Origin of the sequence: Burkholderia sp. AU38729 (assembly GCF_020419725.1) — a bacterium.
In the GTDB taxonomy this organism is placed as follows: Bacteria; Pseudomonadota; Gammaproteobacteria; order Burkholderiales; family Burkholderiaceae; genus Burkholderia.
This window is the reverse complement of record NZ_JAIZQO010000001.1, coordinates 868422-890912: the sequence shown is the minus strand read 5'-3', so window position 1 is coordinate 890912 and position 22491 is coordinate 868422. Positions and strand designations below refer to the sequence as shown.

General features: G+C 68.0%; 19 protein-coding genes and 1 pseudogene. 12 read left to right on the top strand and 8 right to left on the bottom strand.

The features are described 5' to 3' along the window. Positions 1-32: 32 nt before the first annotated feature. Together LGM56_RS03920 and LGM56_RS03915 are read right to left on the bottom strand one after the other, a co-directional pair. Positions 33-554, bottom strand: a complete 522-nt coding sequence (locus LGM56_RS03920) for a GNAT family N-acetyltransferase (RefSeq protein WP_226202939.1) — start codon at positions 552-554, stop codon at positions 33-35. Between the two features lie 21 nt (positions 555-575). Beyond that, entirely contained in the window at positions 576-1829 is a 1254-nt protein-coding gene (locus LGM56_RS03915; RefSeq protein WP_047849804.1) for a multidrug effflux MFS transporter, read from the bottom strand. A 301-nt stretch (positions 1830-2130) separates the two neighbouring features. Between LGM56_RS03915 and LGM56_RS03910 the strand changes: the two genes are divergently transcribed. Beyond that, positions 2131-2670, top strand: a complete 540-nt coding sequence (locus tag LGM56_RS03910; protein WP_226202937.1) for a hypothetical protein — start codon at positions 2131-2133, stop codon at positions 2668-2670. 75 nt (positions 2671-2745) lie between these two features. Here the strand turns inward: LGM56_RS03910 and LGM56_RS03905 are convergent, their stop codons facing one another. Then, positions 2746-3642 (bottom strand): glutamate/aspartate ABC transporter substrate-binding protein, encoded by an 897-nt coding sequence (locus tag LGM56_RS03905; protein ID WP_226202935.1) that lies wholly within the window; start codon positions 3640-3642, stop codon positions 2746-2748. Between the two features lie 421 nt (positions 3643-4063). On the opposite strand from LGM56_RS03905, the gene LGM56_RS03900 reads away from it, so the two are divergent. From LGM56_RS03900 to LGM56_RS03890, 3 genes are all read left to right on the top strand, one after another. Further along, the gene (locus tag LGM56_RS03900) at positions 4064-5716 is read left to right on the top strand and encodes a S8 family peptidase (protein ID WP_226202933.1); all 1653 of its coding nucleotides are present in this window, start codon (positions 4064-4066) and stop codon (positions 5714-5716) included. Between the two features lie 719 nt (positions 5717-6435). Next, positions 6436-9201, top strand: a complete 2766-nt coding sequence (mgtA, locus tag LGM56_RS03895) for a magnesium-translocating P-type ATPase (protein WP_226202932.1) — start codon at positions 6436-6438, stop codon at positions 9199-9201. 82 nt (positions 9202-9283) lie between these two features. Then, complete coding sequence (locus LGM56_RS03890; protein WP_226202929.1) at positions 9284-10027, top strand: transporter; 744 nt, start codon at positions 9284-9286, stop codon at positions 10025-10027. Positions 10028-10085: 58 nt separating this feature from the next. On the opposite strand, the gene LGM56_RS03885 is transcribed toward LGM56_RS03890, so the two are convergent. Further along, positions 10086-10370 (bottom strand): transcriptional regulator, encoded by a 285-nt coding sequence (locus LGM56_RS03885; protein ID WP_089496740.1) that lies wholly within the window; start codon positions 10368-10370, stop codon positions 10086-10088. A gap of 79 nt (positions 10371-10449) precedes the next feature. Beyond that, positions 10450-11325 (bottom strand): LysR family transcriptional regulator, encoded by an 876-nt coding sequence (locus LGM56_RS03880; protein WP_089496739.1) that lies wholly within the window; start codon positions 11323-11325, stop codon positions 10450-10452. A gap of 51 nt (positions 11326-11376) precedes the next feature. Here LGM56_RS03880 and LGM56_RS03875 point away from each other — a divergent pair, with 51 nt between their 5' ends. From LGM56_RS03875 to LGM56_RS03850, 6 genes are all read left to right on the top strand, one after another. Beyond that, positions 11377-11676, top strand: coding sequence for a hypothetical protein (locus tag LGM56_RS03875; RefSeq protein ID WP_226202927.1), 300 nt, complete (start codon positions 11377-11379; stop codon positions 11674-11676). Positions 11677-11917: 241 nt separating this feature from the next. Next, positions 11918-13018: a serine hydrolase gene (locus LGM56_RS03870; protein WP_089496737.1), complete on the top strand. Its 1101-nt coding sequence runs from the start codon at positions 11918-11920 to the stop codon at positions 13016-13018. 44 nt (positions 13019-13062) lie between these two features. Then, on the top strand, positions 13063-13296 hold the full coding sequence (locus tag LGM56_RS03865; RefSeq protein WP_089496736.1) for a hypothetical protein: 234 nt from the start codon (positions 13063-13065) through the stop codon (positions 13294-13296). A gap of 73 nt (positions 13297-13369) precedes the next feature. Next, positions 13370-13825, top strand: a complete 456-nt coding sequence (locus tag LGM56_RS03860) for a MarR family winged helix-turn-helix transcriptional regulator (protein ID WP_226202925.1) — start codon at positions 13370-13372, stop codon at positions 13823-13825. Positions 13826-13892: 67 nt separating this feature from the next. Then, positions 13893-14456, top strand: a complete 564-nt coding sequence (locus LGM56_RS03855) for an isochorismatase family protein (protein WP_226202923.1) — start codon at positions 13893-13895, stop codon at positions 14454-14456. Next, the gene (locus LGM56_RS03850; RefSeq protein ID WP_089496733.1) at positions 14453-15907 is read left to right on the top strand and encodes a DHA2 family efflux MFS transporter permease subunit; all 1455 of its coding nucleotides are present in this window, start codon (positions 14453-14455) and stop codon (positions 15905-15907) included. The genes LGM56_RS03855 and LGM56_RS03850 overlap by 4 nt, the downstream gene beginning before the upstream one ends. Before the next feature lie 51 nt (positions 15908-15958). Here LGM56_RS03850 and LGM56_RS03845 read toward each other — a convergent pair whose 3' ends face one another. Beyond that, positions 15959-16558 (bottom strand): LysE family translocator, encoded by a 600-nt coding sequence (locus LGM56_RS03845; RefSeq protein WP_089496732.1) that lies wholly within the window; start codon positions 16556-16558, stop codon positions 15959-15961. Positions 16559-16653: 95 nt separating this feature from the next. Here LGM56_RS03845 and LGM56_RS03840 point away from each other — a divergent pair, with 95 nt between their 5' ends. Next, positions 16654-17529, top strand: a complete 876-nt coding sequence (locus LGM56_RS03840) for a LysR substrate-binding domain-containing protein (RefSeq protein WP_226202921.1) — start codon at positions 16654-16656, stop codon at positions 17527-17529. A 12-nt stretch (positions 17530-17541) separates the two neighbouring features. Here LGM56_RS03840 and LGM56_RS03835 read toward each other — a convergent pair. Further along, positions 17542-19261: pseudogene (locus tag LGM56_RS03835) on the bottom strand (SulP family inorganic anion transporter). A gap of 492 nt (positions 19262-19753) precedes the next feature. Between LGM56_RS03835 and LGM56_RS03830 the strand changes: the two are divergent. After that, the gene (locus LGM56_RS03830; RefSeq protein WP_175237610.1) at positions 19754-21004 is read left to right on the top strand and encodes a mechanosensitive ion channel family protein; all 1251 of its coding nucleotides are present in this window, start codon (positions 19754-19756) and stop codon (positions 21002-21004) included. 54 nt (positions 21005-21058) lie between these two features. Here LGM56_RS03830 and LGM56_RS03825 read toward each other — a convergent pair whose 3' ends face one another. Next, positions 21059-22480 (bottom strand): PLP-dependent aminotransferase family protein, encoded by a 1422-nt coding sequence (locus LGM56_RS03825; RefSeq protein WP_226202919.1) that lies wholly within the window; start codon positions 22478-22480, stop codon positions 21059-21061. Positions 22481-22491: the final 11 nt, after the last annotated feature.

The following is a 22491-nucleotide window of genomic DNA, read 5'->3' as shown; positions in this document are numbered from 1 at the left end:
GTGGCGGGAAGAAGATCGCCCGGTATCGGGCGTTAGGCGCGCGCTTGGGGCTCACTGTCGGCCAGCAGCGCCCACCGTTCGTGGTCGCGCCATTCGCCGCCGATGCGCAGATAGCGCGGCGAAAAACCCTCTTTCGTGAAACCGAGCCGCCGAACCAGCGCAATCGACGCGTGGTTGCCGGGCTGGATGTTCGCTTCGAGCCGATGCAGCCCGAGTTCGCCGAACGCGACGCAGATCGCCGCGCGCAGGGCTTCGGTCATCAGCCCCGTACGGCTGAACGCCGCCATCCCGTAGTACCCGAGATACGCGCTCTGGAACACGCCGCCGACGATCTCGTTGAGGTTCACCACACCGACCACCGCCCCGGACGTGCGTTCGCGCGCGACGAGGCCGACGTTCGGCCCCGTCAGGCAGCGGCCGAACCACTGGTCGAATCCCGCCTGGTCGGTGAACGAATCGACCCACGGCAGATGGTGGCTCCGGCTCGCGCGGTTGGCGGCGAGCAGATCGGCGGCGTCGGTCAGGGCGACGCGGTTCAGCAGGATCGGGCTCACGGCCCGGTCGACAGGCGGCACTTACGCGGCCTCTTCGCGCCCGCACGCAACGGGCGCGGCCTGGGCCTGCTGCTGCGACAGGTACCGCAACAGCTTGGTGACCATCCACACGACGATGCACGACAGCACGACGAAGAACACCGCGAGCGGCGTCAGCACGTGAATCGACACGAAGCCGGCCAGCCCCATCATCGCGGACGACACCAGCAGCAGCGCGCATCCGAGGATCGCGCTCGTCAGGCCGGCGATATGCGGAAACAGCGAATTGCCCTTGGCCATCAGCGTCGGATACATCGCGCCCGCGCAGAAACCCATCACGAGCACCGGCGTCGCGAGCGTCCATACGCGCAACCCGACGGTCAGTGCCAGCACCAGCATCGCGACCGACGCGCCGGCCATCACGCGCGCGCCGATGCGCAACCGTTGCTCGGCGCTCGGCAGCCCGGGCCGGTGAATCCGGTTCGACAGGCCGCCGAGGAAATACATCAGCCCGATCCCGAGCGCGAGATAGCCGAAGAAGGTCGGCGGCTTGTGCAGCGTGGTCTGCACCATGAACGGCCCGACGATGTTGAACACGAGCAGGATGCTGTAGCACAGCCCCTGTGCGAGGAAGCAGCTCTGGAACACCGGGCTCGCCAGCACCTTGCCCGCGTTCGTCATCAGCGTGCGCGGCTCGAGATGCACCGGTTTCGGCAAGGTTTCGCGGTATCGCCACAGCAGCGCCCACATCACCAGCGAGTACACGAGCAGGAACACGAGGCACGCGCGCCAGCCGAACCATTCCTGCAGGTGCGCGCCGATCACCGGCGCGACGATCGGCGCGAGCCCCCACGCGATCGACATGTACGTGAACGCGTGCATCAGCGCCTGGCCGGAGAACGAATCGGTGATGATCGCCTTCGCGAGCAGGTTGGTGGTCGCGATCCCGAAGCCCTGCAGGCAGCGCGCGAGCACGAACGTCTCCAGGTTCTGCGCGCCGAGCGACAGCAGGCAGCCGATCGTGTAGATCACGAGCCCGAACGCGAGCACGCGCTTGCGCCCGTAGGCATCGGCGACCGGTCCGAAAATCAGCTGGCCGAGCGCGTAGGCCGCCATGTAGCCGGACACGCTCGACTGGATCGCCTGCGGCGTGGTGGCGAACGAACGTGCCATGTCGGGCAGCGCGGGCACGTAGATGTCGATCGCGAGCTGGCCGGCGGACGCGAACAGGCAGATCAGGAACAGCAGGAAACGCGGCGAATTCGACTCGCGCGCGGGAGTGAGCGTGGCGTTCATGACGACGGGGAAGGATGTCGGACAGCAGCGGCGCAGCCGTGCGATGTTCGAATGACGAACACGCGTGCGTGTCGTGGCGAATTCCGTATTGTGCCTGTTGTTGCATCGGGCGACAGGATTCCCCTGGCACGGGCGAGGTTGAATGCCGATTGCGGAGCGTGTCCTGACATACGCCGACCGGGCCGGCCGGCGGCGGTTTTAATGTTGATTTAAGCCGACGGCTGCATTGTCCCGGATGGCTCACTCGGTGAGCCGCACGTCATTGTTGATTCGATCAGTCTCGTTTGATGGAGATACGAAGATGCGATTCCGTTCGTATATGGCGGTGGGCGCGCTGGCGCTGGCGCCCGTGTTCGCCCTGGCCGGGCAGGCCGGCGCGGCGGCCGCCCAACCGATGTTCGTCAACGTCGACGGGCAGGCCGTGCCCGTGAAAGCCGAAACGCGCGTCGTCCAGACGGCCGTCGGCCCGATGAAGGTCAGCACATGGAGCTGGCACAGCCCGCAAGGCGGCGCGAGCTTCGAGATGCAGACGTCGTCGTCGGACGGCCTGCCGCCCGCCGCAGCGCTGCGGCACATGCAGGCCGCGCAGTACCGGATGCAGGCGGCCCAGGCGCAGATGGTCGCGATGCAGCAGCAGATGATGGCGCTCCAGCACATCGCGCTCGCCCATGCATTCGCGATGCCGGTGCCGCAGCCCGTCGGCTTCGCGATGGCGCCGTGGGCCATGCCCGAGCCGGTGCTCGTCATCGTGCCGGCGCAGCCGTCGGTGCGTTCGACGGCCCCGGCAACGCCGGCCGCCCCTGCCGCCCCCGCCGCGCGCGGCCCGGAAATCAAGGCCTGACACGCTTCGCGCCGCTCGGCGCGGCACGCGCGAACCGCCGGCATACGCCGGCGGTTTTTCATTGCGACGGCAGAATCAATACTGCGCCTGATCCGTCGGATTCCTGAACAGCTGCTTCATCTCCGCCGACAGCGGATAGTTCAGGCTCACGCCCTTGGGCGGAATCGGTTGCGTGAACCACTGGTTGTAGAGCTTCTCGGCCGCGCCCGACGTCTGCATCTTCGCGATCACGCCGTCGACGACATGCTTGAACGCCGGATCGTCCCTGCGCATCATGCACGCGTAGTTCTCGTGGACGAGCGGCGTGCCGGTCACCGTGTACGCGCCCGGGTTGCGGTCCTTCGCGATCTCGCCGTACAGCAGCGGCTCGTCCATCACGAACGCCACCGCGCGCCCGGTCGTGACGTTCATGAACGCTTCGGCATGATCCTTCGCGCTGATGATCGTCATGTTCATCGCCTTCTCTTCGTTGAGCTTGCGCAGCAGGCGCTCGTCCGACGTGCCGGCCGTCGTCGCGACCGTCTTGCCGGCCAGGTCCGCGAAGTCCTTCACGCCGGAATCCTTGCGCGTGCTGAAGCGGATGCCATAAAGAAAGATGCTGTTCGAGAACGCGGCCTGCTTCTGCCGTTCGAGCGTGTTCGTCGTCGATCCGCATTCGAAATCGATCGTCCCGTTCTGCAACAGCGGAATCCGGTTCTGCGACGTGATCGGGATTTCCTTCACGGCGAGGTTCGGCGCGTTCAGTTCCGTCTTCAACTGGTCGATGATGCGCGACGCGATGTCCCGCGAATAGCCGATGTTCTTCTGCTGGTTGTCCGAATACGAGAACGGCACCGACGATTCGCGAATGCCCAGCGACACGACGCCCGTGTCCTTGATCTTCTTCAGCGTGCCGGTGAGGGCCTGCGCGTGCGCGGCGCCCGCCAGCGCACAGGACAGCGTAACGGCCAGCCAGCGTAAGCGGCGATCCATGCCTTTCTCCCGACGAAACGTTGATCGAATCGCGATCGTACGCCCGACAAAATTCGCGTCGCATCAGGGAAAGCGTAATCAACCTTCCACGGCGACCGGGCCGTGAAAGATGTTTTCCGTGCCGCGCAAATGTACCTGCGCCGCACGTGTCGCCCGACCAACCGCGCACGGACTCGCCCCACCTTCTGTGCCATGCGTTCCAAACACGCGTTCATGCTGCAACGCAGCAACGTAATCGTTTGCGCCCGCCCCGGTTTTTCTCGTGAAACGCACTCAAGAAGCCGCCGCGCTGGCCGTTACCCAGTGCATGGCGCGTCGCAGCAACCTGGCTGCAACCGTCAGACAAAAAAGACAAGGTCCGGGTCAGCCGGACCAGCGCCACCGCCGGCACGACGGTTATCTACGAGGATCGAGTTTCAACATGAGAACCAAGCGTTTCAATTTCGCGCTGGCGCGCTCCGCACATGCGCGCATGCTCGCCGGCATGCTGTCCGCCGCCGCCCTCCTGCCCCTCGCCGGTTGCGGCGGTGGAGGCGGCGGCGACGGCAGCAACCCGTCTTCTTCCAACGCAGCGCCTGCCCCTGCCCCCGCGCCGTCTCCCGCGCCCTCCAATCCCACGGCCCCGCCCGCGTCTTCCGGCAGCAATGCGTGCACGACGCAGCAGGCCGCCGTGCAGATGGCCGCGCAGACCGCGCCGACCGAACCGCCGATCGATCACCTGATCGTCAAGCTGAAGACGCTGACGGCCACGCGTGCGATGGCGGCCATCGACAACGGGACGCGGCTCGACGCGGTGATCCAGCGCTCGCTGACGCGCTGGACGGCGCCGGTCGCCGGCAGCGCACGTGCGTATGCGAGCACGGTCGGGCAAACGCCGGTGAACGTGCAGGTCGAGCGGACGATCTCGAACGGTGCGACCGTGCTGTCGCTCGGCCAGCGCATGGCCGCCACCGACGCAGCCGCGCTCGCGCAGGCATTCGCGGCCGATTCCGACGTCGACTACGCGGAACCGGATCATCCGATGCAGATCCGCGACACGCCGAGCGACCCGCTCTACAGCCAGCAGTGGTACCTGTCCGACCCGACCGCCGGGATCAACCTGCCGCCCGCGTGGAGCGTGACCAAGGGTTCGCCGACCGTCGTCACGGCCGTGCTCGACACGGGCTACCGGCCGCACGCCGACCTCGTCGGCAACCTCCTGTCCGGCTACAGCTTCATCAGCAACGTCAACACCAGCAACAACGGCCTGACCCGCAGCCCTGACGCAACCGACCCGGGTGACTGGGTCACGCAGCAGGAACTCGACAACGCAAACGGTCCGTACTATCACTGCGCGAGCCAGCCGAGCGACAGCAGCTGGCACGGCACCCGTGTGATGGGCGTGATCGGCGCGACCGCCAACAACGGCACCGGCATCGCCGGCGTGTCGTGGCTCGGCCAGATCCTGCCGGTGCGCGTGCTCGGCAAGTGCGGCGGCACGACGAGCGACATCGCCGACGGGATGCGCTGGGCTGCCGGCATCGCGGTGAACGGCGTGCCGAACAACCCGCGTCCCGCGAAGGTCATCAACCTGAGCCTCGGTGGGGTCGGCGCGTGCAGCTCGACGTTCCAGCAGGCCATCGACGACGTGACCGCGAAGGGCGTGACCGTCATCGTCGCCGCCGGCAACGACGGCCTGTCGACCGGGCTCGACCAGCCCGCGAACTGCCGCGGCGTGATCAGCGTCGGCGCCACCGACGCGACCGGCCGCCGCGCGTCGTTCAGCAACTTCGGCCCCGATGTCTCGCTGAGCGCACCGGGCGTCAACATCCTGTCGACGTCGAATACCGGCACGACGACCCCGGGCTCGGACACCTACGGCCTCGCGAACGGCACCAGCCTCGCCACGCCGCAAGTGACGGGGGTTGCCGCGCTGATGTTGTCGGTGAACGGCAACCTCACGCCCGCGCAGATCCAGCAGAAGCTGCAGGGCGGCACGCGCACGGCCAAGCTCGCGGCCGGCACGTCGTGCACCGCGATGCCGGCGGGCTCGGGCATCCTCGATGCAGGGGCCGCCGTCGCATCGGCTCACTGATACGCCACCCTGCTTCGACGCGGCCGCGCGCATGCCGATATCGCATGCGCGCGGCTGTTTCATTGGCGTCGATCCGACGGCGCGCCGCGCACCCATCACCCCGATTACGTTTCTCGAAATAACGACTGACAAAAGGGTTGACGCTTCGCACAGCGACCCATTACCATCGCTCCCGTCTAATTACATGGAGTGTTCTGTGAACACCGATGCGAGTTGTAGTTGGTCCTCGACCAACTTGACTGCTGCCTGAGGAAAACGCGCAGAGCCTCGTCTTCTGCCGCATCCCGGGAAGCAGGATGCGGCGTCCTTCCGGCCTGACTTGACTGGCCAGATCTCCCGCCGAATTTTCATGGTTGTCGAATGCACGCGATGCGCCGTCGCGCGCGTGCGTTCGTGTTGCGCGCAGCGTCAGCCGCGTGCGTTTTCCGTTCGCGTGCCGTCCGGCCGCGCGCCTTCGTGCGTGCGTCGCCGTCGATCGCCCGTGCCGACTATCCGCAACCGACAGGAGTGCAGATGAACTCAGACGACAGTAGTCGATTACCGCTCGCCGGTGCGACGCTGCGCATCGCCCCTCTGGCCGCACCGCACGCGCCGGCGAGCATTCCCGCCTTCACCGATTCACAGCCGATCGCGCCTGACGCGACGCGGCGGGGAGCGCTCGTGCGTCGATAACGTCACGGTCGCTCCCCGCCCGCCGCCTCGTGCGCAAGGAGCGACTCATGACGACACGACACAACACATCGCACAAGAAACAGCGCGGCTTCATCAAGGCCGGCGGCGCCCAGCAGAACGATCCGCGCATCATGCGCGCCGCGCAGGAAGCGGCCCGCCCGCTCGAAGAGACGCTGAAGTCGCTGAACACCAGCACGCGCGGCCTCACCTACGACCAGGCCGCCGACCGCCTGCAGCACTACGGCCCGAACGAAATCGCGCACGACAAGCCGCCGCACTGGACCCGCCAGTTGCTGCTCTCGTTCCACAACCCGTTCGTCTACGTGCTGCTGGTACTCGCCGCCATCAGCTTCTTCACCGACGTCTACTTCGCCGCGCCCGACGATCGCGACTACGTCGGCATGACGATCCTGCTGACGATGGTCACGATCAGCGCGCTACTGCGCTTCGTGCAGGAATTCCGTTCGCTGCGCGCGGCCGAGAAGCTGAAGGCGATGGTCCGCACGACGGCCACCGTGCAGCGCGCCATGACCGACACGTCCGAGCCGACACGCCGCGACGTGCCGATGCGCGAAGTCGTGGCCGGAGACATCGTGCACCTGTCGGCCGGCGACATGATCCCGGCGGACGTGCGCCTGCTCGCGTCGCGCGACCTGTTCATCAGCCAGGCCGTGCTGACCGGCGAGGCGCTGCCCGTCGAGAAGTACGACACGCTCGGTGCGGTCGCCGGCAAATCCGCCAGCACGCGCGCGGCCGACTCCGCGACCGATACGTCGGCATCGCTGCTCGATCTCGAGAACGTCTGCTTCATGGGCACCAACGTCGTCAGCGGCACGGCGACGGCCGTCGTCGTCGCGACCGGCGAGGACACCTACTTCGGCTCGCTCGCGCGCAACGTCGTGAGCCACAAGCGCATCGAGACGAGCTTCGACCGCGGCGTCGCGAGCGTGAGCTGGCTGCTGATCAAGTTCATGTTCGTGATGGTGCCGATCGTGTTCATGATCAACGGGCTGACCAAGGGCGACTGGCTGAGCGCGCTCACGTTCGCCCTCGCGGTGGCCGTGGGCCTCACGCCGGAGATGCTGCCGATGATCGTCAGCGCGAACCTCGCGCGCGGCGCGGTGGCGATGGCGCGCCGCAAGGTCGTCGTCAAGCGGCTGAACTCGGTGCAGAACTTCGGCGCGATGGACGTGCTGTGCACCGACAAGACCGGCACGCTCACGCAGGACAAGATCATCCTCGAGCATCACCTCGACCTGTCAGGCTACAAGGACGAGGAGATCCTGCGGCTCGGCTGGCTGAACAGCTTCCACCAGAGCGGCCAGAAGAACCTGATCGACATCGCGGTCGTCGCGCGTGCCGACGAGATCGGCGAGCGCGTGAAGCCGCAGGGCTACAAGAAGATCGACGAACTGCCGTTCGACTTCGTGCGGCGCCGCCTGTCGGTCGTCGTCGAGGACACGCGCGGCACGCACCTGCTGATCTGCAAGGGCGCGGTCGAGGAAATGCTGGCCGTCTCCACGCACGTGCAGGATGAGGACGGCGTGCGCCCGCTCGACTTCGTCGCGCGCAAGCGGCTGCTCGAACAGGCCAGCGCCTACAACGAGGACGGCTTCCGCGTGCTCGTGCTCGCCACGCGCACGATCCCGCGCGGCGACGAGCGCCAGCAGTACCGCACCGCCGACGAACGCGACCTCGTCGTGCGCGGCTTCCTGACCTTCCTCGATCCGCCGAAGGAATCGGCCGCGCCGGCGCTCGCCGCGCTGCGCGAAAACGGCGTCGCGGTGAAGGTGCTGACGGGCGACAACCCGGTCGTCACGATGAAGGTGTGCCGCCAGGTCGGCCTCGAACCCGGCAAGCCGATGCTCGGCACGGAAATCGAAGCGCTCGACGATGCGACGCTCGCGGAAGTCGTTGAACGCACGACCGTGTTCGCGAAGCTCACGCCGCTGCAGAAGGCGCGCATCGTCAAGGCGCTGCAGGCGAACGGCCACACGGTCGGCTTCCTCGGCGACGGCATCAACGATGCGCCCGCGCTGCGCGATGCCGACGTCGGCATCTCGGTCGACAGCGGCGCCGACATCGCGAAGGAAACCGCCGACATCATCCTGCTCGAAAAGAGCCTGATGGTGCTCGAGGAAGGCGTGATCAAGGGCCGCGAGACGTTCGGCAACATCCTGAAGTACCTGAACATGACGGCCAGCTCGAACTTCGGTAACGTGTTTTCGGTGCTCGTCGCCAGCGCGTTCCTGCCGTGGGAGCCGATGCTCGCGACGCAGCTGCTCGTGCTGAACCTGATCTACGACACGTCGCAGATGCTGCTGCCGTGGGACAAGATGGATCCCGAGTTCCTGAAGAAGCCGCGCAAGTGGGAAGCCGGCAACATCAGCCGCTTCATGCTGTGGGTCGGGCCAACGTCGTCGGTATTCGACATCACGACGTACATCCTGATGTGGACCGTGTTCGGCGCGGGGGCGATGTATCACCTGAACGGCGGCACCGGCGGCCAGATCGTGATGAACTCGGGCTGGTTCATCGAGAGCCTGGTCTCGCAGACGCTCGTCGTGCACCTGCTGCGCACGCAGAAGATCCCGTTCCTGCAGAGCACGGCCGCGCTGCCGGTGCTGCTGTCGACGTTCACCGCGATCGCGATCGGCTGCTGGCTGCCGTTCTCGCCATTCGCCGAATCGCTCGGCTTCATGCACCTGCCGGGCACCTTCTGGCTGTGGCTCGCCGCGACGATGGTCGGCTACATCCTGCTCGCGCAGATCGTCAAGACGATCTACGTGCGCCGCTACAAGCAGTGGTTCTGAGCGTCCCCGCTTGAAGGCATCGTGCCGGCCCGCGCCATCCGCGCGGGCCGGCAGGCACGCCACGCACGACAGGTGATCTCCCATGAAAAGAATGCTTCCGCTCGCAGCCGCGAGCGCCTTCCTCGCGCCGTTCGACGCGTTCGCCACCCACCCGCTCGTCAGCGACGATACGGGCACGCAGGGCAACGCGAACTGGCAGTTCGAGTTCAACGCCGAGGAAACCTCGAAACAGGAAGAAAACGGCCGCCACCAGCTGTGGAACGCGACGCTCACGCGCGGATTCGGCGAGCACGTCGATCTCTACGTGAATGCGCCTTACACGCATCTGCAAACGCGCACCGACCAGAATGGCGCCGGCGTCGGCGATGTCGAGATCGGCATGAAATGGCGGTTCGTCGAGCGCGGCCCGCTGTCGATCGCGCTGAAGCCGAAAGTGACGACGCCGACCGGCAACGACCGGCGCGGGCTCGGCACCGGCCGCGTGGGCGCCGGCGCAACGCTGCTCGCGCAGCTCGACGTCGCACGGTTTTCGTTCCTCGCGAATGCGGGCATGACGTATCAGCCGAATCGCCAGGGCGACCGGACGTCGATCTGGGCCGTGTCCGGCGCGGCGATCTACAAAGCGACCGACACGCTGCAGATCGTGGCCGACATCGGCACGTCGCGCCACACGGCAAGTGGTGCCGGCACGAATCCCGCCTTCGTGATCGCGGGCGCGATCTATTCGCCGAAGCCGTGGCTCGATCTCGACCTCGGCTACCGGCGCGGGCTGAACGACCAGACCTACGATCATTCGGTGATGGGCGGCGTGACGGTGCGGTGGTAACGCATCGACGCCGCGCGTCGAACCGCAAGACGACGGGCCGCTTCCAGCGGCCCGTTTTTCATTGCGCGTCGTTCGCGCCGAACAGTTGCGCGCACACCGCGCGCCCTTCGTCGGTCAGCGCGGCGCTGCCGGTACCGTCCTCGTTCAGCGTCGTCGCGCTCAGGCCCGCGGCATCGAGCTGCGTGAGCACGCGGCGCAGCGTGCTCATCGGCAGCTGCGTGCGTTTCGCGATCTTCGGCAGCGACCAGGCCTTGCCGGCCGGATCGCTGGCGGCGTCGTTCAGCGTCGCGAGCGTCGCGACGAGTGCGGGATCGAGCGGGGCGTCGTCGGATTCTGAAGTCATGGGTGGCAGTTGGTGAGCGAGACTGGGGCTTGCGATCGGGCGACCGCTGCCGGCTGAGGACACTATACCGCTTCGTCCCTCATGCATTCCTGATCGCGGCACGCATGAACGACACGAAGCGTGTGGTGACGGGATCGTCGCGATCCGACAGCCACGCGAGCCCGACGCGCCACTTCGCGTCCCGGCCGTCGAGCGGCAATACCGTCGCGTCGCGCAGCAGATATTGCGCACGCGACGGAATGAACGCGACGCCCGCGCCGGCCGCGACCGACGCGAGCACCGACTGCACGTCCTCGGCCTGCTGCGTCACGTGCGGCACGAAGCGGCGCTCGACGCACCACCGGTCGACCTGCGCGGCCAACCCTTGGCCGCGTGCGCGCTGCAACGCGATGAAGCCAATCTCGTTGAGCGTGCCGAGATCGGCCGGCACGCGCTTCAGGCCGAGATGCGGCGGCACCGCCAGCGCCAGCGCCTCGTCGATCACCTTGAACGACGACAAACCTTCGTCCGACGGCAGACGCAGAAATCCCGCATCGAGCTTGCCCGCGCGCAACCGGCGCGTCTGCTCCGCGGACGACAGGTCGCTCAACGTAACGGCAATGCCGGGATTCCGGCTGCGAAATTCCGCGACGAGCTTCGGGACGAGCGTCAGCACCGACAGGCAGATGCCCAGCCGCAAATGGCCGCGCTGCCCGCTCGACAGCTCACGCGCGCGGGTGAGAATCTCGTCCGCATCGCGCACCAGCGCCTGTGCATCGGGCAGGAAGCGCTCGCCGAACGCGGTGAGTTCCGCGCCGTGCCGGCCGCGCTCGAACAGCTTGCCGCCGAGGCTCGCCTCGAGCGCGCCGATCTGCTTGCTCAGTGCCGGCTGGCTCATGTGCAGCGCATCGGCCGCGCGGCTGAAATGGCTCAGCTCGGTGACCGTCAGGAAGGTTCGCAGCAGTTTCAATTCCATTCTTAAAAGGAATCGTAACGATCGAAACATTCATTTTACCGATCGAATGCGATGACGTTCAATACGGACATGCCCTTTCAGGAATCGACCGCCATGTCTGTAGATCTCGTCTGTGAATGTCCGCCCGACGACACGTCGTGCGCACCGACCGCCCTCGATGAGCGCGCCGCAACGGCCGATCCGCGCGCGCCGAAACGTAGTGCCGTACGCGCCGACGGCCGCGGCCGCCGTTTTCGTTTCGGCGATGCGGTGGATGCGATGACCGCAACGAACGACGCGCCGCCGCGCCCCGTGACCGGCTCGATCGCGATCAGCTTCGCGGTGGTGTCGCGGCGTAACTGGCCGCGTTGAGCATCGGCGCTATCGATCCACGATCGCGCCGCGTATCGCGTCATATATCGAGCGACCTCAAGCGCGCAGGCCACTGCGCCCTCCTCGAATCACCGATCAGCGTCTCCCGATTTCACCGAATCGCGCATCTTTTCCCGCCTTCAATCGTCATCGCCCCGCGATCGACCGTATAATTTTCCGCATCCCGCCGACCACCACGCATTTCACGCAGCCTCGCCACGCGTGAAAAGGAGACTTTCGCTTGACCGGCCTCATCGCGCGCCTGCCTCTCGCCCGGACCATCCTGCTCGTCGCCCTGTCGATGCTGATGTTCGCCTTCTCGACGAACGCGTCGTCCGCACAACGTCACGCGCCGCAGCGCGTCGCGCATGGGCAGCCGCATGCAAAAAAGGTCGTCAAGAAAGCCGTCAAGAAAAAACCCGCGCAGCGTAAGCAGAAGGCCGTCAAGCACCGCCGCCCGCGTGTGAAGCACCAGGCGGTCAAGCGTCACGCGGCACCGGCGCCGCAGCAGCGTCGCGCCAAGCGCACGACCGCCGTGCGCCCGCGCCCGGCGGCCGCCAGGCCGCGCCTGATGGCGAGCTGCGGCTACACCCCGCGCGCAGTCAACTCGCTCCACTCACGCGCCGCCTACGTGCTCGACGTCGACTCGGGCACGCCGCTGCTGGCCCGCAACGCACGCACGGTGCGGCCGATCGCGTCGATCTCGAAGCTGATGACGGCCGTCGTCGCGCGCGACGCGGATCGCCCGCTGAACGGCGTGCTGCGCGTCACCGCGCACGACCGCGACACGATCAAGTTCACCGGGTCGCGCCTGCAGGTCGGCTCGGAACTGTCGCGCCGCGAGATGTTCCATATCGCGCTGATGTCGTCGGAAAACCGTGCGGCCGCCGCGCTGAGCCGCGACTATCCGGGCGGACGCGCCGCGTTCGTCAAGGCGATGAACCGCGAAGCGCGCCGCCTCGGCATGCGCCATACGCACTTCCGCGAGCCCACCGGCCTGTCGCCGCACAACGTGTCGACGGCCGAGGATCTCGCGAAGCTCGTCGGTGCAGCGGCACAGGATCCGCTGATCCGCTATTTCTCGACGGATACGTCCACCACCGTGCGCCCGGGCGACGGCGAGCTGCTGTACGTGAATTCCGACCCGCTCGTCCGCTATCGCCGCCTGCCGATCCGGCTGCAGAAGACCGGCTTCATCAACGAGTCGGGGCACGGCGTCGTGATGCGCATGCGCGTGAAGGGCCGCCGCGAAACGGTCGTGCTGCTCGGTGCGCCGACACGCGCGGGCGTCTCGAGCGATGCCATCAAGATCCACCGCTGGCTGTCCTGCTCGATCCAGTAAGCGCGCACGGGCGGCCGGCGCGTCCATCCTCACGGAGCGATGCCATGCAGGACGAATACCGCTTCAACGCATTTGGCCGGCTACTCGCCGTCGTCCGCAAGGACGACCGCTGGATCGTGTTCGCGCTCGGGGCCGAAGGCAAGCGGCGCCCGGCAGACCTGCACATTCCGGCCGCGCTTGCCGCCGACGAACTCGCGCAATACCTCGGTGACCTGCTGCACGAGAACGCGACCCCGCGATACAGCGAAGTCGTACCGGTCCCGCTCCCCGGCGCGTAACCACCCACCCGGCCACACCGCGATCCGGCGATCAATTCAACAGTTAAACTTGCAAGTTTAACTGTCGTGTCCTATGATCCGCCGCATGAACCCGCCACGCAAATCCGGCGTTTCCGCCGATATCGTCGCCGCCGATCTGACCCTCGCGGTCGGCCAGTTGATCCGCCGGCTCCGCTCCGAAATCGAATCCGGCGGGCTCGGCATGTCGCAGACGAGTGCGCTCGCGCGGCTCCAGCGACACGGGCCGATGACGACCGCCGACCTCGCGCGCGCCGAAGCGATGAAGCCGCAGTCGATGAAGGCAACGCTTGCGAGCCTCGAGGAAGACAGTCTCGTCGAACGCGAACCGCATCCGACCGATGGTCGGCAGATCCTGTTCCGACTGACCGCGGCCGGCCTCGACGCACGGCTCAAACGCAACGCCGCGAAACACCAGTGGCTCGGCGCCGCGATCGCGCAGCTCGATCCCGAAGACATCGCCACGCTCGCCGCCGCGATCCCGCTGATCCGCCGCATCGGCGAGCAATGAATCCGGCCGGCGCGCCCGGCGGCATTCGCGCGCACGGCTTCCTTCGTCCCTTTCACGGAGTCCCATCATGAGCGCAACCCGTCTCGACACGAACACGGCACTCGTCGTCATCGACCTGCAGAAAGGCATCGTCGCCCTCCCCACCGCGCACCCGGTCGAACCGGTGATCGCGCACACCCGCACGCTGCTCGACGCATTCCGCAGCCGCGGCCTGCCGGTCGTGCTGGTCAACGTCGCGGGCGGCGCACCGGGCCGCACCGAGCAACCGCCGCGCACGGCACAGCTCCCGGCCGACTGGGCAGAGCTCGTGCCCGAACTGGACCGGCAGCCGGGCGACCACCTCGTGACGAAAAAGACCTGGGGCGCCTTCACCGGCACCGACCTCGACGCGCACCTGAAGGCCGCCGGCGTCACGCAGATCGTGCTGACCGGCGTCGCGACGAGCATCGGCGTCGAATCGACCGCACGGCACGCGCATGAACTCGGCTACAACGTCACGCTCGCCATTGACGCGATGACCGACCTCAACGCCGACGCGCACGTGAACAGCATCGAGCGTCTGTTCCCGCGCCTCGGCGAGACGGGCACGACGCAGGACATCGTCGCGCTGCTCGACCGGCGCGGCGCGTGAGCGATCCACGCACTCGGCCGGCGCGGGCCCCCGCGGCCGGCCGGCTCGATCCGTCGATCTGGAAGGTCAGCGCGGTCGCGGTGCTGGGCTCGTTGCTGTCGCAACTCGACGCGACGATCGTCAACGTGTCGCTGTCGAGTCTCGCGACCGACCTGCACGCGAACCTCGCGACGATCCAGTGGGTGACGAGCGGCTACCTGCTCGCGCTCACGCTGGTGCTGCCGCTGAACGGCTGGCTCGTCGACCGGATCGGCGCGAAGGCGCTCTATCTGTGGTGCTTCTCGGCGTTCACGCTCACGTCGGCGCTGTGCGGGCTCGCGTGGTCCGCGCCGTCGCTGATCGCGTTCCGCGTGCTGCAAGGCGTGAGCGGCGGGCTGCTCGCGCCGATGGCGCAGATGATGATCGCGCGCGTCGCCGGCCAGCAGATGGCGCGCGTGATCGGCTACGCGGCCGTGCCGGTGCTGCTCGCGCCGATCCTCGGCCCGGTCGTTGCCGGCGCGATCCTGCAGCACACGTCGTGGCGCTGGCTGTTTCTCGTGAACCTGCCCGTCGGCGTGCTGGCGCTCGCGCTGGCCGCGCGGTTCCTGCCCGGCGACCGCGACGACACGCAGCCGCGCGAACTCGACTGGGTTGGCCTCGCGCTGCTGTCGCCGGGGCTCGTGCTGTTCCTGTACGGGATCGAGCGGATCAACGAAGCGCTCGGCATCGCGGCGATCGTCGCGGCCGCGCTGTTGCTCGCGGCGTTCCTGCGGGTCGAAACGCGCAAGGGCGACCACGCGCTGATCGACCTGGCGCTGTTTCGCCGGAAGGTGTTCGGCGCGGCCGCGTCCACGCAGTTCCTGTCGAACGGCGCGCTGTTCGCGGGCCAGATGCTGATCCCGGTGTTCCTGATCCAAGCGTGCGGCCGCACGCCCGGCGAAATGGGCTGGCTGCTCGCGCCGATGGGGCTCGGCATGCTGGTTACCTACCCGTCGATGGGCACGCTCACGAGCCGGTTCGGCGTGCGCCGGCTGGCCGCCGCAGGCGCCCTGCTCGCGCTGTTCGCGACGCTGCCGTTCGTGTTTCTCGCGCTGACCGGCTACGATCCGATCCTGCTCGTGCCCGCGCTGTTCCTGCGCGGCATGGGCCAGAGCGCGATCGGCGCGCCGTCGATTTCCGCCGCGTATGCATCGGTCGAGCGCCGCAACCTGCCGATGGCGACGACCTCGCTCAATATCGTGCAGCGTCTCGGCGGCCCGACGTTCACGACGATCTGCTCGCTGTTCCTCGCGTGGCGGCTGCAGGCCGAATCGGTGGCGAGCGGCGGCACGCAGGCAAACGCGTATGCGTGGGCGTTCGGCCTGCTTTGCGTGCTGCACGCGGCAAGCTTCGTCACGACGCTGCGGCTGCCGTTGTGGTCGGCCGGTGCAGGCGGCAAACCTGCCGGCGTCGCGCGCGCCGGTTCGCGCTGACCGCGGGCGCCGCACCGCGCTACGTCACGCCGCGCCCCGCGCGCGGCGTGGCTACGGCAGCCACATCGGCACGATCGACGCCACCAGCAGCGCGCCGAGCCCGGCATTCAGCCAGCGCCACTGCCGCTCCGTACGCAGCACGCGCGCGAACAGCAGCCCGGCGAAACACCAGAGCGACAGCGACACCATCGCGGCCACGCCGAACGCCAGCCCGAGCAACACGCCGAGCCGCGCCGGGCCGGATGCAAGCGCGGCGAACGACGCGGCCGCGCCGAGCGTCATCGCCCAGCCTTTCGGGTTGTGCCAGAGCATCCAGACACCGCTGACGAACCCCTGCGGCCGGTGCACCGCGGCATCAAGCCGCGGCTTGCCGCCACGCCCGATACGGACAGCCAGCCACACGAGGTACACCGACCCGACCGCCTTCATCGCGAGCTGCAACGCGGGCCACGCCAGCAGCACGCCACCGAGCCCGGCGGCGGCAGCGGCCGCCATCGACGCCAGGCCGGCCGCGATGCCCGCCATCAGCGGCAGCGAACGCCGATAACCGAAATGCGCGCCCGAGGCAGTCGCGAGCGTCGTCGCGCCGCCCGGCGTCACGGTGGATACGATCACGAACAGCATCAACGGCAGGTAGTCGCGGAACGGCACGGAAGCTCCCGGTTGTCGTCGTCGAAGCCTCGTTTTACCCGCGACCTTCCCATTACGACAGCGAAATCTTTTTATGCCTGCCATTAGCGCTCATAATGCGTTGCATGGTACGCAATCTCGACATCGCGCTGCTGCGCGCCTTCGTCACGGTCGCCGAGCATCGCAGCATGACGGCGGCCAGCCGAGCGCTGCACCTGACGCAAGGCGCGATCAGCCAGCAGGTCGCACGGCTCGAAACGCTGTCCGGCCCGCTGTTCGTCCGCGAGCATCGCAACCTGCTGCTCACGGCGGACGGCGAGCGGCTGCTCGGGCAGGCGCGCCGGCTGCTCGCCGTGCACGATGCGCTGCTGACCGACCTGACGGCCGGCGCGGTCGAGGGCACAGTTCGCCTCGGTGCGCCGCAGGATCTCGTCGGCAGTTGCCTCGCGCCGATTCTCAAAGGCTATGCGCAGGCGCATCCGCGGGTCGCCCTCTCGCTCGTGTGCGCTGCGTCGCCGGAGCTGCGCCGCGGACTCACGCAGGGTGAACTCGACGTCGCGCTGATCGAGGCGCCGGTCGGGCCGTCACGCGGCGAGTGCATCGCCATCGACCGCCTGGCCTGGGTCGGCGCGAAAGGCGGCACCGCGTACCGGAACACGCCGCTGCCCGTGTCGATGGTCGCGCAGACCTGCGCGTTCCGCCCGACGGTGCTCGACGCGCTGCGCGGCTGCGATCGCGCGTGGCGCACCGTGTTCGAGAACGGCAGCATCGATGCGACAGCCGCGACCGTGCGCTCCGACCTCGCGGTGACGGCCTGGCTCGCGTCGACCGTACCGGCCGACCTCGACATCCTGCCGGCCGACAGCGGCCTGCCCGCGCTGCCGAACTTCGCGATCAACCTGCATCTGCCGCGCGGCCAGCGCACGCCGGCCGCGACGGAACTCGCCCGCCATCTGCGCAACGGCTTCGCGCGCGTCCGGGCGGCGGCCTAGCGCCCGCTCCCGCTACACGGTGCCCGGCTCCTGCGGCGCCGGCGTCGTGCCTGCAGCCTCCAGTGCCTGGTGCAGTGTCGGGAAGATGCACGACGCGCCGACGATCTCCGTGATCCGGTGACGATCCATGTCCGCGCGCAGGTAACGGTTGACGCGCCCGAACAGAACGCCGACCCCGCGGGCCTGCAGCATCTTGATGAGATCGGTCAGCGTCCGCGCGGCCGAGTAGTCGATATCGGTGATCGCGCCCGCATCGACGACGAACCAGCGCGTCGGCGCCGGCGCCGCCTCGACGAGCTCGGTCACTTCGGCGGTGAACAGATGATCGTTCGCGAAGAACAGGTCGGAGCCGAACCGGTAGACGATCAGCCCGGGCGCCGTCATCGCGCCTGGCCGCGTGGGCACCGGCTGCCACCGCCCGTTGCCGTCGACCGGTTCGAGCACCATCGTGTGCGGCTGGTAGCTGTGGCGCACGTGTCGCATCAGCGACAGCGCGACGGCCAGCAGGATGCCGTGCTCGACGCCGACCGTCACGACGGCCAGTGCCGTCACCAGCGCGAGCGTGAACTCGCCGGGGCTTTCCTTGCGGATCGCGGCGAGACTGCGCACGTTGATCAGCCCGAGCGCGATCGTGAACACGATGCCGGCCAGCACCGCATGCGGCAGGTACTGCAGAGTGGTGCTGAAGAACAGCAGGACCACCGCCACCACGGCCGCGAATGCGAGGTGCCCGATCTGGCTGCGCACGCCCGCGCCGTCGGCCATCGCCGTCTGCGTCGGGCTGCCGTTGACGACGAACGCGCCGCCCACCGCCGCCGCCGCATTCGCGGCCGCGAGGCCGAGGATGTCGGCGTTGGTGTCGACCTCCTCGTCGTACTGCTGCGCGAATACGCGTGCGGCGGCCGCACTCTGCGCGATGATCATCACGAAGCAGGAAGCCGCGACCGGCACGAGATCGAGGCACTGCTGCCACGTGACGGACGGCCAGCGCAACGGCGGCAGCCCGCCGGCGACCGGCCCGAGCACCGCGATGCCGCGCGCGGCGAACCCGAACGCGTAGCTCGCGGCGATGCTGCCCACGACCACGATCATCGGCATCGGCACGCGCGGCAGGAACCGCTTGCACGCGAGAATCGCGACGACGACGAGCACCGCGAGCGCGAACGTCGGCCGGTTCGTGTGGACGAGATGCGTGACGACGTAGTCGAGCTGTGCCAGGCTGCGCGACGCCGGGTACGGCACGGCCAACCCGAGCATGTCGCCGAGCATCGCGATCGACACCTGCACGCCGACGCCGGCGAGAAAGCCGACCAGCACCGTGCGCGACAGGAAATCGGCGAGAAAGCCGAGTTTGAAGAGGCGTGCGAGCAGCAGCATCGCGGCGGTCAGCAGCGCTGACCATGCCGGCCAGCGCCGCATACTCGGCGCTGCCGGCCGGCGCCATCGACGACAGCCGGCTCGCGAAGATCGTCGCGGTCGCGGAATCGGCGGCCACCACCAGATGCCGCGACGCGCCGAAGCACGCGAACGCGACGAGCGGCAGGAACACCGTGTAGAGGCCCGTGACGGCCGGCATGCCGGCGATGCGCGCATAGCCGAGCACCTGCGGGATATCCATCGACGCGAGCGACATGCCCGCGAACACGTCGCGGATGGCCCCGCCACGGCGGATCGGGAGGATGCCTTTCAGCAGCCGCACGCCTGGCGGGCGGCTTTCGTTGGAATATTGCATGCGTGGAATGCGTGAATACGGGGTGGCGGGGTTCGCGAAGTCGTTCGTGCATCGTGCCCCGGGCAGGCGTCACATGGCAAGTGCGCAAAGGTGGCACGTGTCGCTCACCGTCGGCGATGAGCCGCACGCGAAGGCGAGCGTCACACGCGCCGGCACGGGCGACGCCCGCATGATTGCATGGATCGCCGTTCACGCGCATCGAAGCGCGAAGGCCCGCTGGAGCGGGCCGCAGCCGATCCCCGGCCAGTGCGCAACGCATCCGGCCACGCGCGCGCGGCGGCTCGCGGTGATGCGCTTTCACCACCCGCCCTCACCCGATTGCAGAGGAAGCCTATGCAATGGTGAGGAGGTTCGGGAGCCGCGCACCATGCACTCGCGGTAACGCACCCGGAACCCGATGGCACAATCACGGTCCCTTTCATGTGCCCTTCACCGGGCGCGCGCCGCGCCGCGGCGCCGATTCAACGCACGAGAAGGCCCCTGTTTGCCCCTATGACCCTGAACGAATCCTGGTTTGCGCCGCTCGTCGGCACCCTCATCCTGCTCGCCGCCGCCGGTGCGATCACCGCCGTCGTCCATTTCCTGCTGTTCCGCGTGGTCGCGCGGCTCGCCCGGCTGTCCGCCACGCGCGTCGACGACGCGCTGTTCGAGTTCGGCGCATTCAAGTGGCTGAACCGCATCGTCCCGTTCGTCGTGATCAAGTTCGGGCTCGGCGCGGTGCCCGGCATCCCCGAGACGGCCGCGGAGGTCGCCGACAAGGTGCTGTTCGCGCTGATCGTGTTCCTCGTGACGATGACCGTCAGCGCGACGCTGTCGGCGCTCGAACACACGCATCGCACGTACCAGCGCGATCAGCGCGGCCAGCCGCACCTGTCGCTGAAAGGCGCGATGCAGCTCGTCAAGCTCGTGATGTTCATCACGGCCGCGCTGGTCGTGATCGGCGACGCGACCGGCAAGCAGATCGGCCTGCTGCTGTCGGGCATCGGCGCGATGTCCGCGGTGCTGATGCTGATCTTCAAGGACACGCTGCTCGGCCTCGTCGCGGGCGTGCAGCTGTCGTCGAACGACATGCTGCGGATCGGCGACTGGATCACGATGCCGTCGGCCGGCGCGGACGGCACCGTGATCGACATCACGCTGAACACCGTCAAGGTCGCGAACTTCGATCACACGATCATCACCGTACCGACGTGGAAGCTGATCACCGAGAGCTACCAGAACTGGCGCGGGATGACCGAAGCGGGTGGGCGCCGCATCAAGCGCGCGCTGTTCGTCGACGCGACGAGCGTGCGCTTTCTCTCCCACGACGAGATCGAACGGCTCGAACGCCTGACGCTGCTGAAGGACTATCTCGAGGACAAGGTCGACGCGATCGAGCAATGGAACGGCACGCTCGGCGCGGCCGGCGACTGCCCGGCGAACCGCCGCCAGCTGACGAACCTCGGCACGTTCCGCGCGTATGTCGCGAACTACCTGAAGGGCCATCCGCGCATCCGCCGCGACATGACCTGCATGGCGCGGCAACTGCCGCTCACGGCCGAAGGCATTCCGCTCGAACTGTACTGCTTCACCGACACGACGACGTGGGTCGACTACGAGGCCATCCAGTCCGACCTGTTCGATCACCTGATCGCGGTGCTGCCGGAGTTCGGGCTGCGCGTGTACCAGCACCCGTCGGGCTTCGACATGCGGCAGATGGTCAGCGCCGCGCAAGCCGGGCTGCAGGCGCCGCACGCGGGGTGATGCATGCGGTGGCGGCCGATCGTCGGCCGCCGCTTGCCGCGCGGCCCCCGGTACTCAGCGCGCCGCGCACTCCGACGCGAGCCGCCCGAGTACCTTCAGCGCATCCTCGATCTGCCGCGACCACGGATAGCTGTAGTTGAGCCGGATGAAATGCCGGTAATCGGTGCTCGCCGAGAACATGTGCCCGGGGCCGACCGTGATCCCTTGCGCGAGCGCGGCCGCATACAGCTTCATCGCATCGACCTGCCGCGGCAGCTCGACCCACAGCACGTACCCGCCCTGCGGCTGTGACAGCCGCGTGCCTTCCGGGAAGAAACGCCGCACCATCGCGCTCATCAGGCTCGCCTGCTGCGCGTACTGCTTGCGCATGCGCCGCAGATGGAAATCGTAGCCGTCGTATTTCAGGTACTCGGCAATCGCGAGCTGCTCGATCGCGGGCGTGGCCAGCGTGTTCAGGAATTTCAGCTTCTCGACCTGATCGCGGTAGCGGCCCGGCATCGCCCAGCCGATCCGGTAGCGCGGCGACAGGCTCTTCGTGAACGACGCGCAATGCAGCACGAGCCCGTCGCGGTCGAACGACTTCAGCGCGCTCGGCGTCGTGTCGCCGAAGTGCAGCTCGTGATAGACGTCGCTTTCGATCGCCGGCACGCGGTGCTTCGCCAGCAGTTCGACGAGCGCGCGCTTGCGCGAGTCGGGCATCTGGAAACCGAGCGGATTCTGGAAGTTCGGCATCACCATGCACGCGGCGATGCGCTCGCGTTCCAGGACCCGTTCGAGCGCGTCGAGATCGATGCCGTCGACCGGGTGCGTCGCGACTTCCAGCGCGCGCATGCCCATCCGCTCGATCGCGTGCAGCATCGCGTAGAACGTCGGCGACTCCACGGCGATCGTGTCGCCCGGCTTCGCGACGGCCTGCAGGCACAGGTTGATCGCCTCGGTCGCGCCGATCGTCACCACGATCTCGCCGGGTTCGACCACGATCCCGCGCTCCGCGTAGCGCCGCACGATCTGGCGGATCAGCTCCTGGTTGCCGGGCGGCAGATCGTCGATCACGCCCCAGCGCGTGCGGCGGCGGCCGATCGTCTGTGCATAGCGCGCAAGACGCTGCACCGGAAACTGCGACGCATCGGGATACGGCGAACCGAGCGGCACCGCATCGTCGCGCGAGATCGAGCGCAGCGTCGACAGCACGAGCCGGCTCACGTCCACGGCCGACGGCTCGGCGGCCGGCGCCGACATGTGCAGCTCGGCCTCGGCCGGCGCCGACGCGCGCGCACGGACGAAATAACCCGATTGCGGCCGGCTCTCGATCAGGCCGCGGCTTTCCAGCACGAGGTACGCGCGCAGCACGGTCGTGACGCTGAGTTGCTGCTGCCGGCTCGCCTGCCGCACCGACGGAATCCGCTCGCCGGGCCGGTACACGCCACGCTCGATCTGCGCCTGGAGATCGTCGGCCAGTTGTTCGTAACGCTTCACGCGCCTCCCTT

Coding starts and splice junctions, on each gene's coding strand:
- LGM56_RS03915 (WP_047849804.1), bottom strand. CDS start 1,829: ATGAACGCCACGCTCACTCCCGCGCGCGAGTCGAATTCGCCGCGTTTC.
- LGM56_RS03910 (WP_226202937.1), top strand. CDS start 2,131: ATGCGATTCCGTTCGTATATGGCGGTGGGCGCGCTGGCGCTGGCGCCC.
- LGM56_RS03905 (WP_226202935.1), bottom strand. CDS start 3,642: ATGGATCGCCGCTTACGCTGGCTGGCCGTTACGCTGTCCTGTGCGCTG.
- LGM56_RS03900 (WP_226202933.1), top strand. CDS start 4,064: ATGAGAACCAAGCGTTTCAATTTCGCGCTGGCGCGCTCCGCACATGCG.
- mgtA (WP_226202932.1), top strand. CDS start 6,436: ATGACGACACGACACAACACATCGCACAAGAAACAGCGCGGCTTCATC.
- LGM56_RS03890 (WP_226202929.1), top strand. CDS start 9,284: ATGAAAAGAATGCTTCCGCTCGCAGCCGCGAGCGCCTTCCTCGCGCCG.
- LGM56_RS03885 (WP_089496740.1), bottom strand. CDS start 10,370: ATGACTTCAGAATCCGACGACGCCCCGCTCGATCCCGCACTCGTCGCG.
- LGM56_RS03880 (WP_089496739.1), bottom strand. CDS start 11,325: ATGGAATTGAAACTGCTGCGAACCTTCCTGACGGTCACCGAGCTGAGC.
- LGM56_RS03875 (WP_226202927.1), top strand. CDS start 11,377: ATGACGTTCAATACGGACATGCCCTTTCAGGAATCGACCGCCATGTCT.
- LGM56_RS03865 (WP_089496736.1), top strand. CDS start 13,063: ATGCAGGACGAATACCGCTTCAACGCATTTGGCCGGCTACTCGCCGTC.
- LGM56_RS03860 (WP_226202925.1), top strand. CDS start 13,370: ATGATCCGCCGCATGAACCCGCCACGCAAATCCGGCGTTTCCGCCGAT.
- LGM56_RS03855 (WP_226202923.1), top strand. CDS start 13,893: ATGAGCGCAACCCGTCTCGACACGAACACGGCACTCGTCGTCATCGAC.
- LGM56_RS03840 (WP_226202921.1), top strand. CDS start 16,654: ATGCGTTGCATGGTACGCAATCTCGACATCGCGCTGCTGCGCGCCTTC.
- LGM56_RS03830 (WP_175237610.1), top strand. CDS start 19,754: ATGACCCTGAACGAATCCTGGTTTGCGCCGCTCGTCGGCACCCTCATC.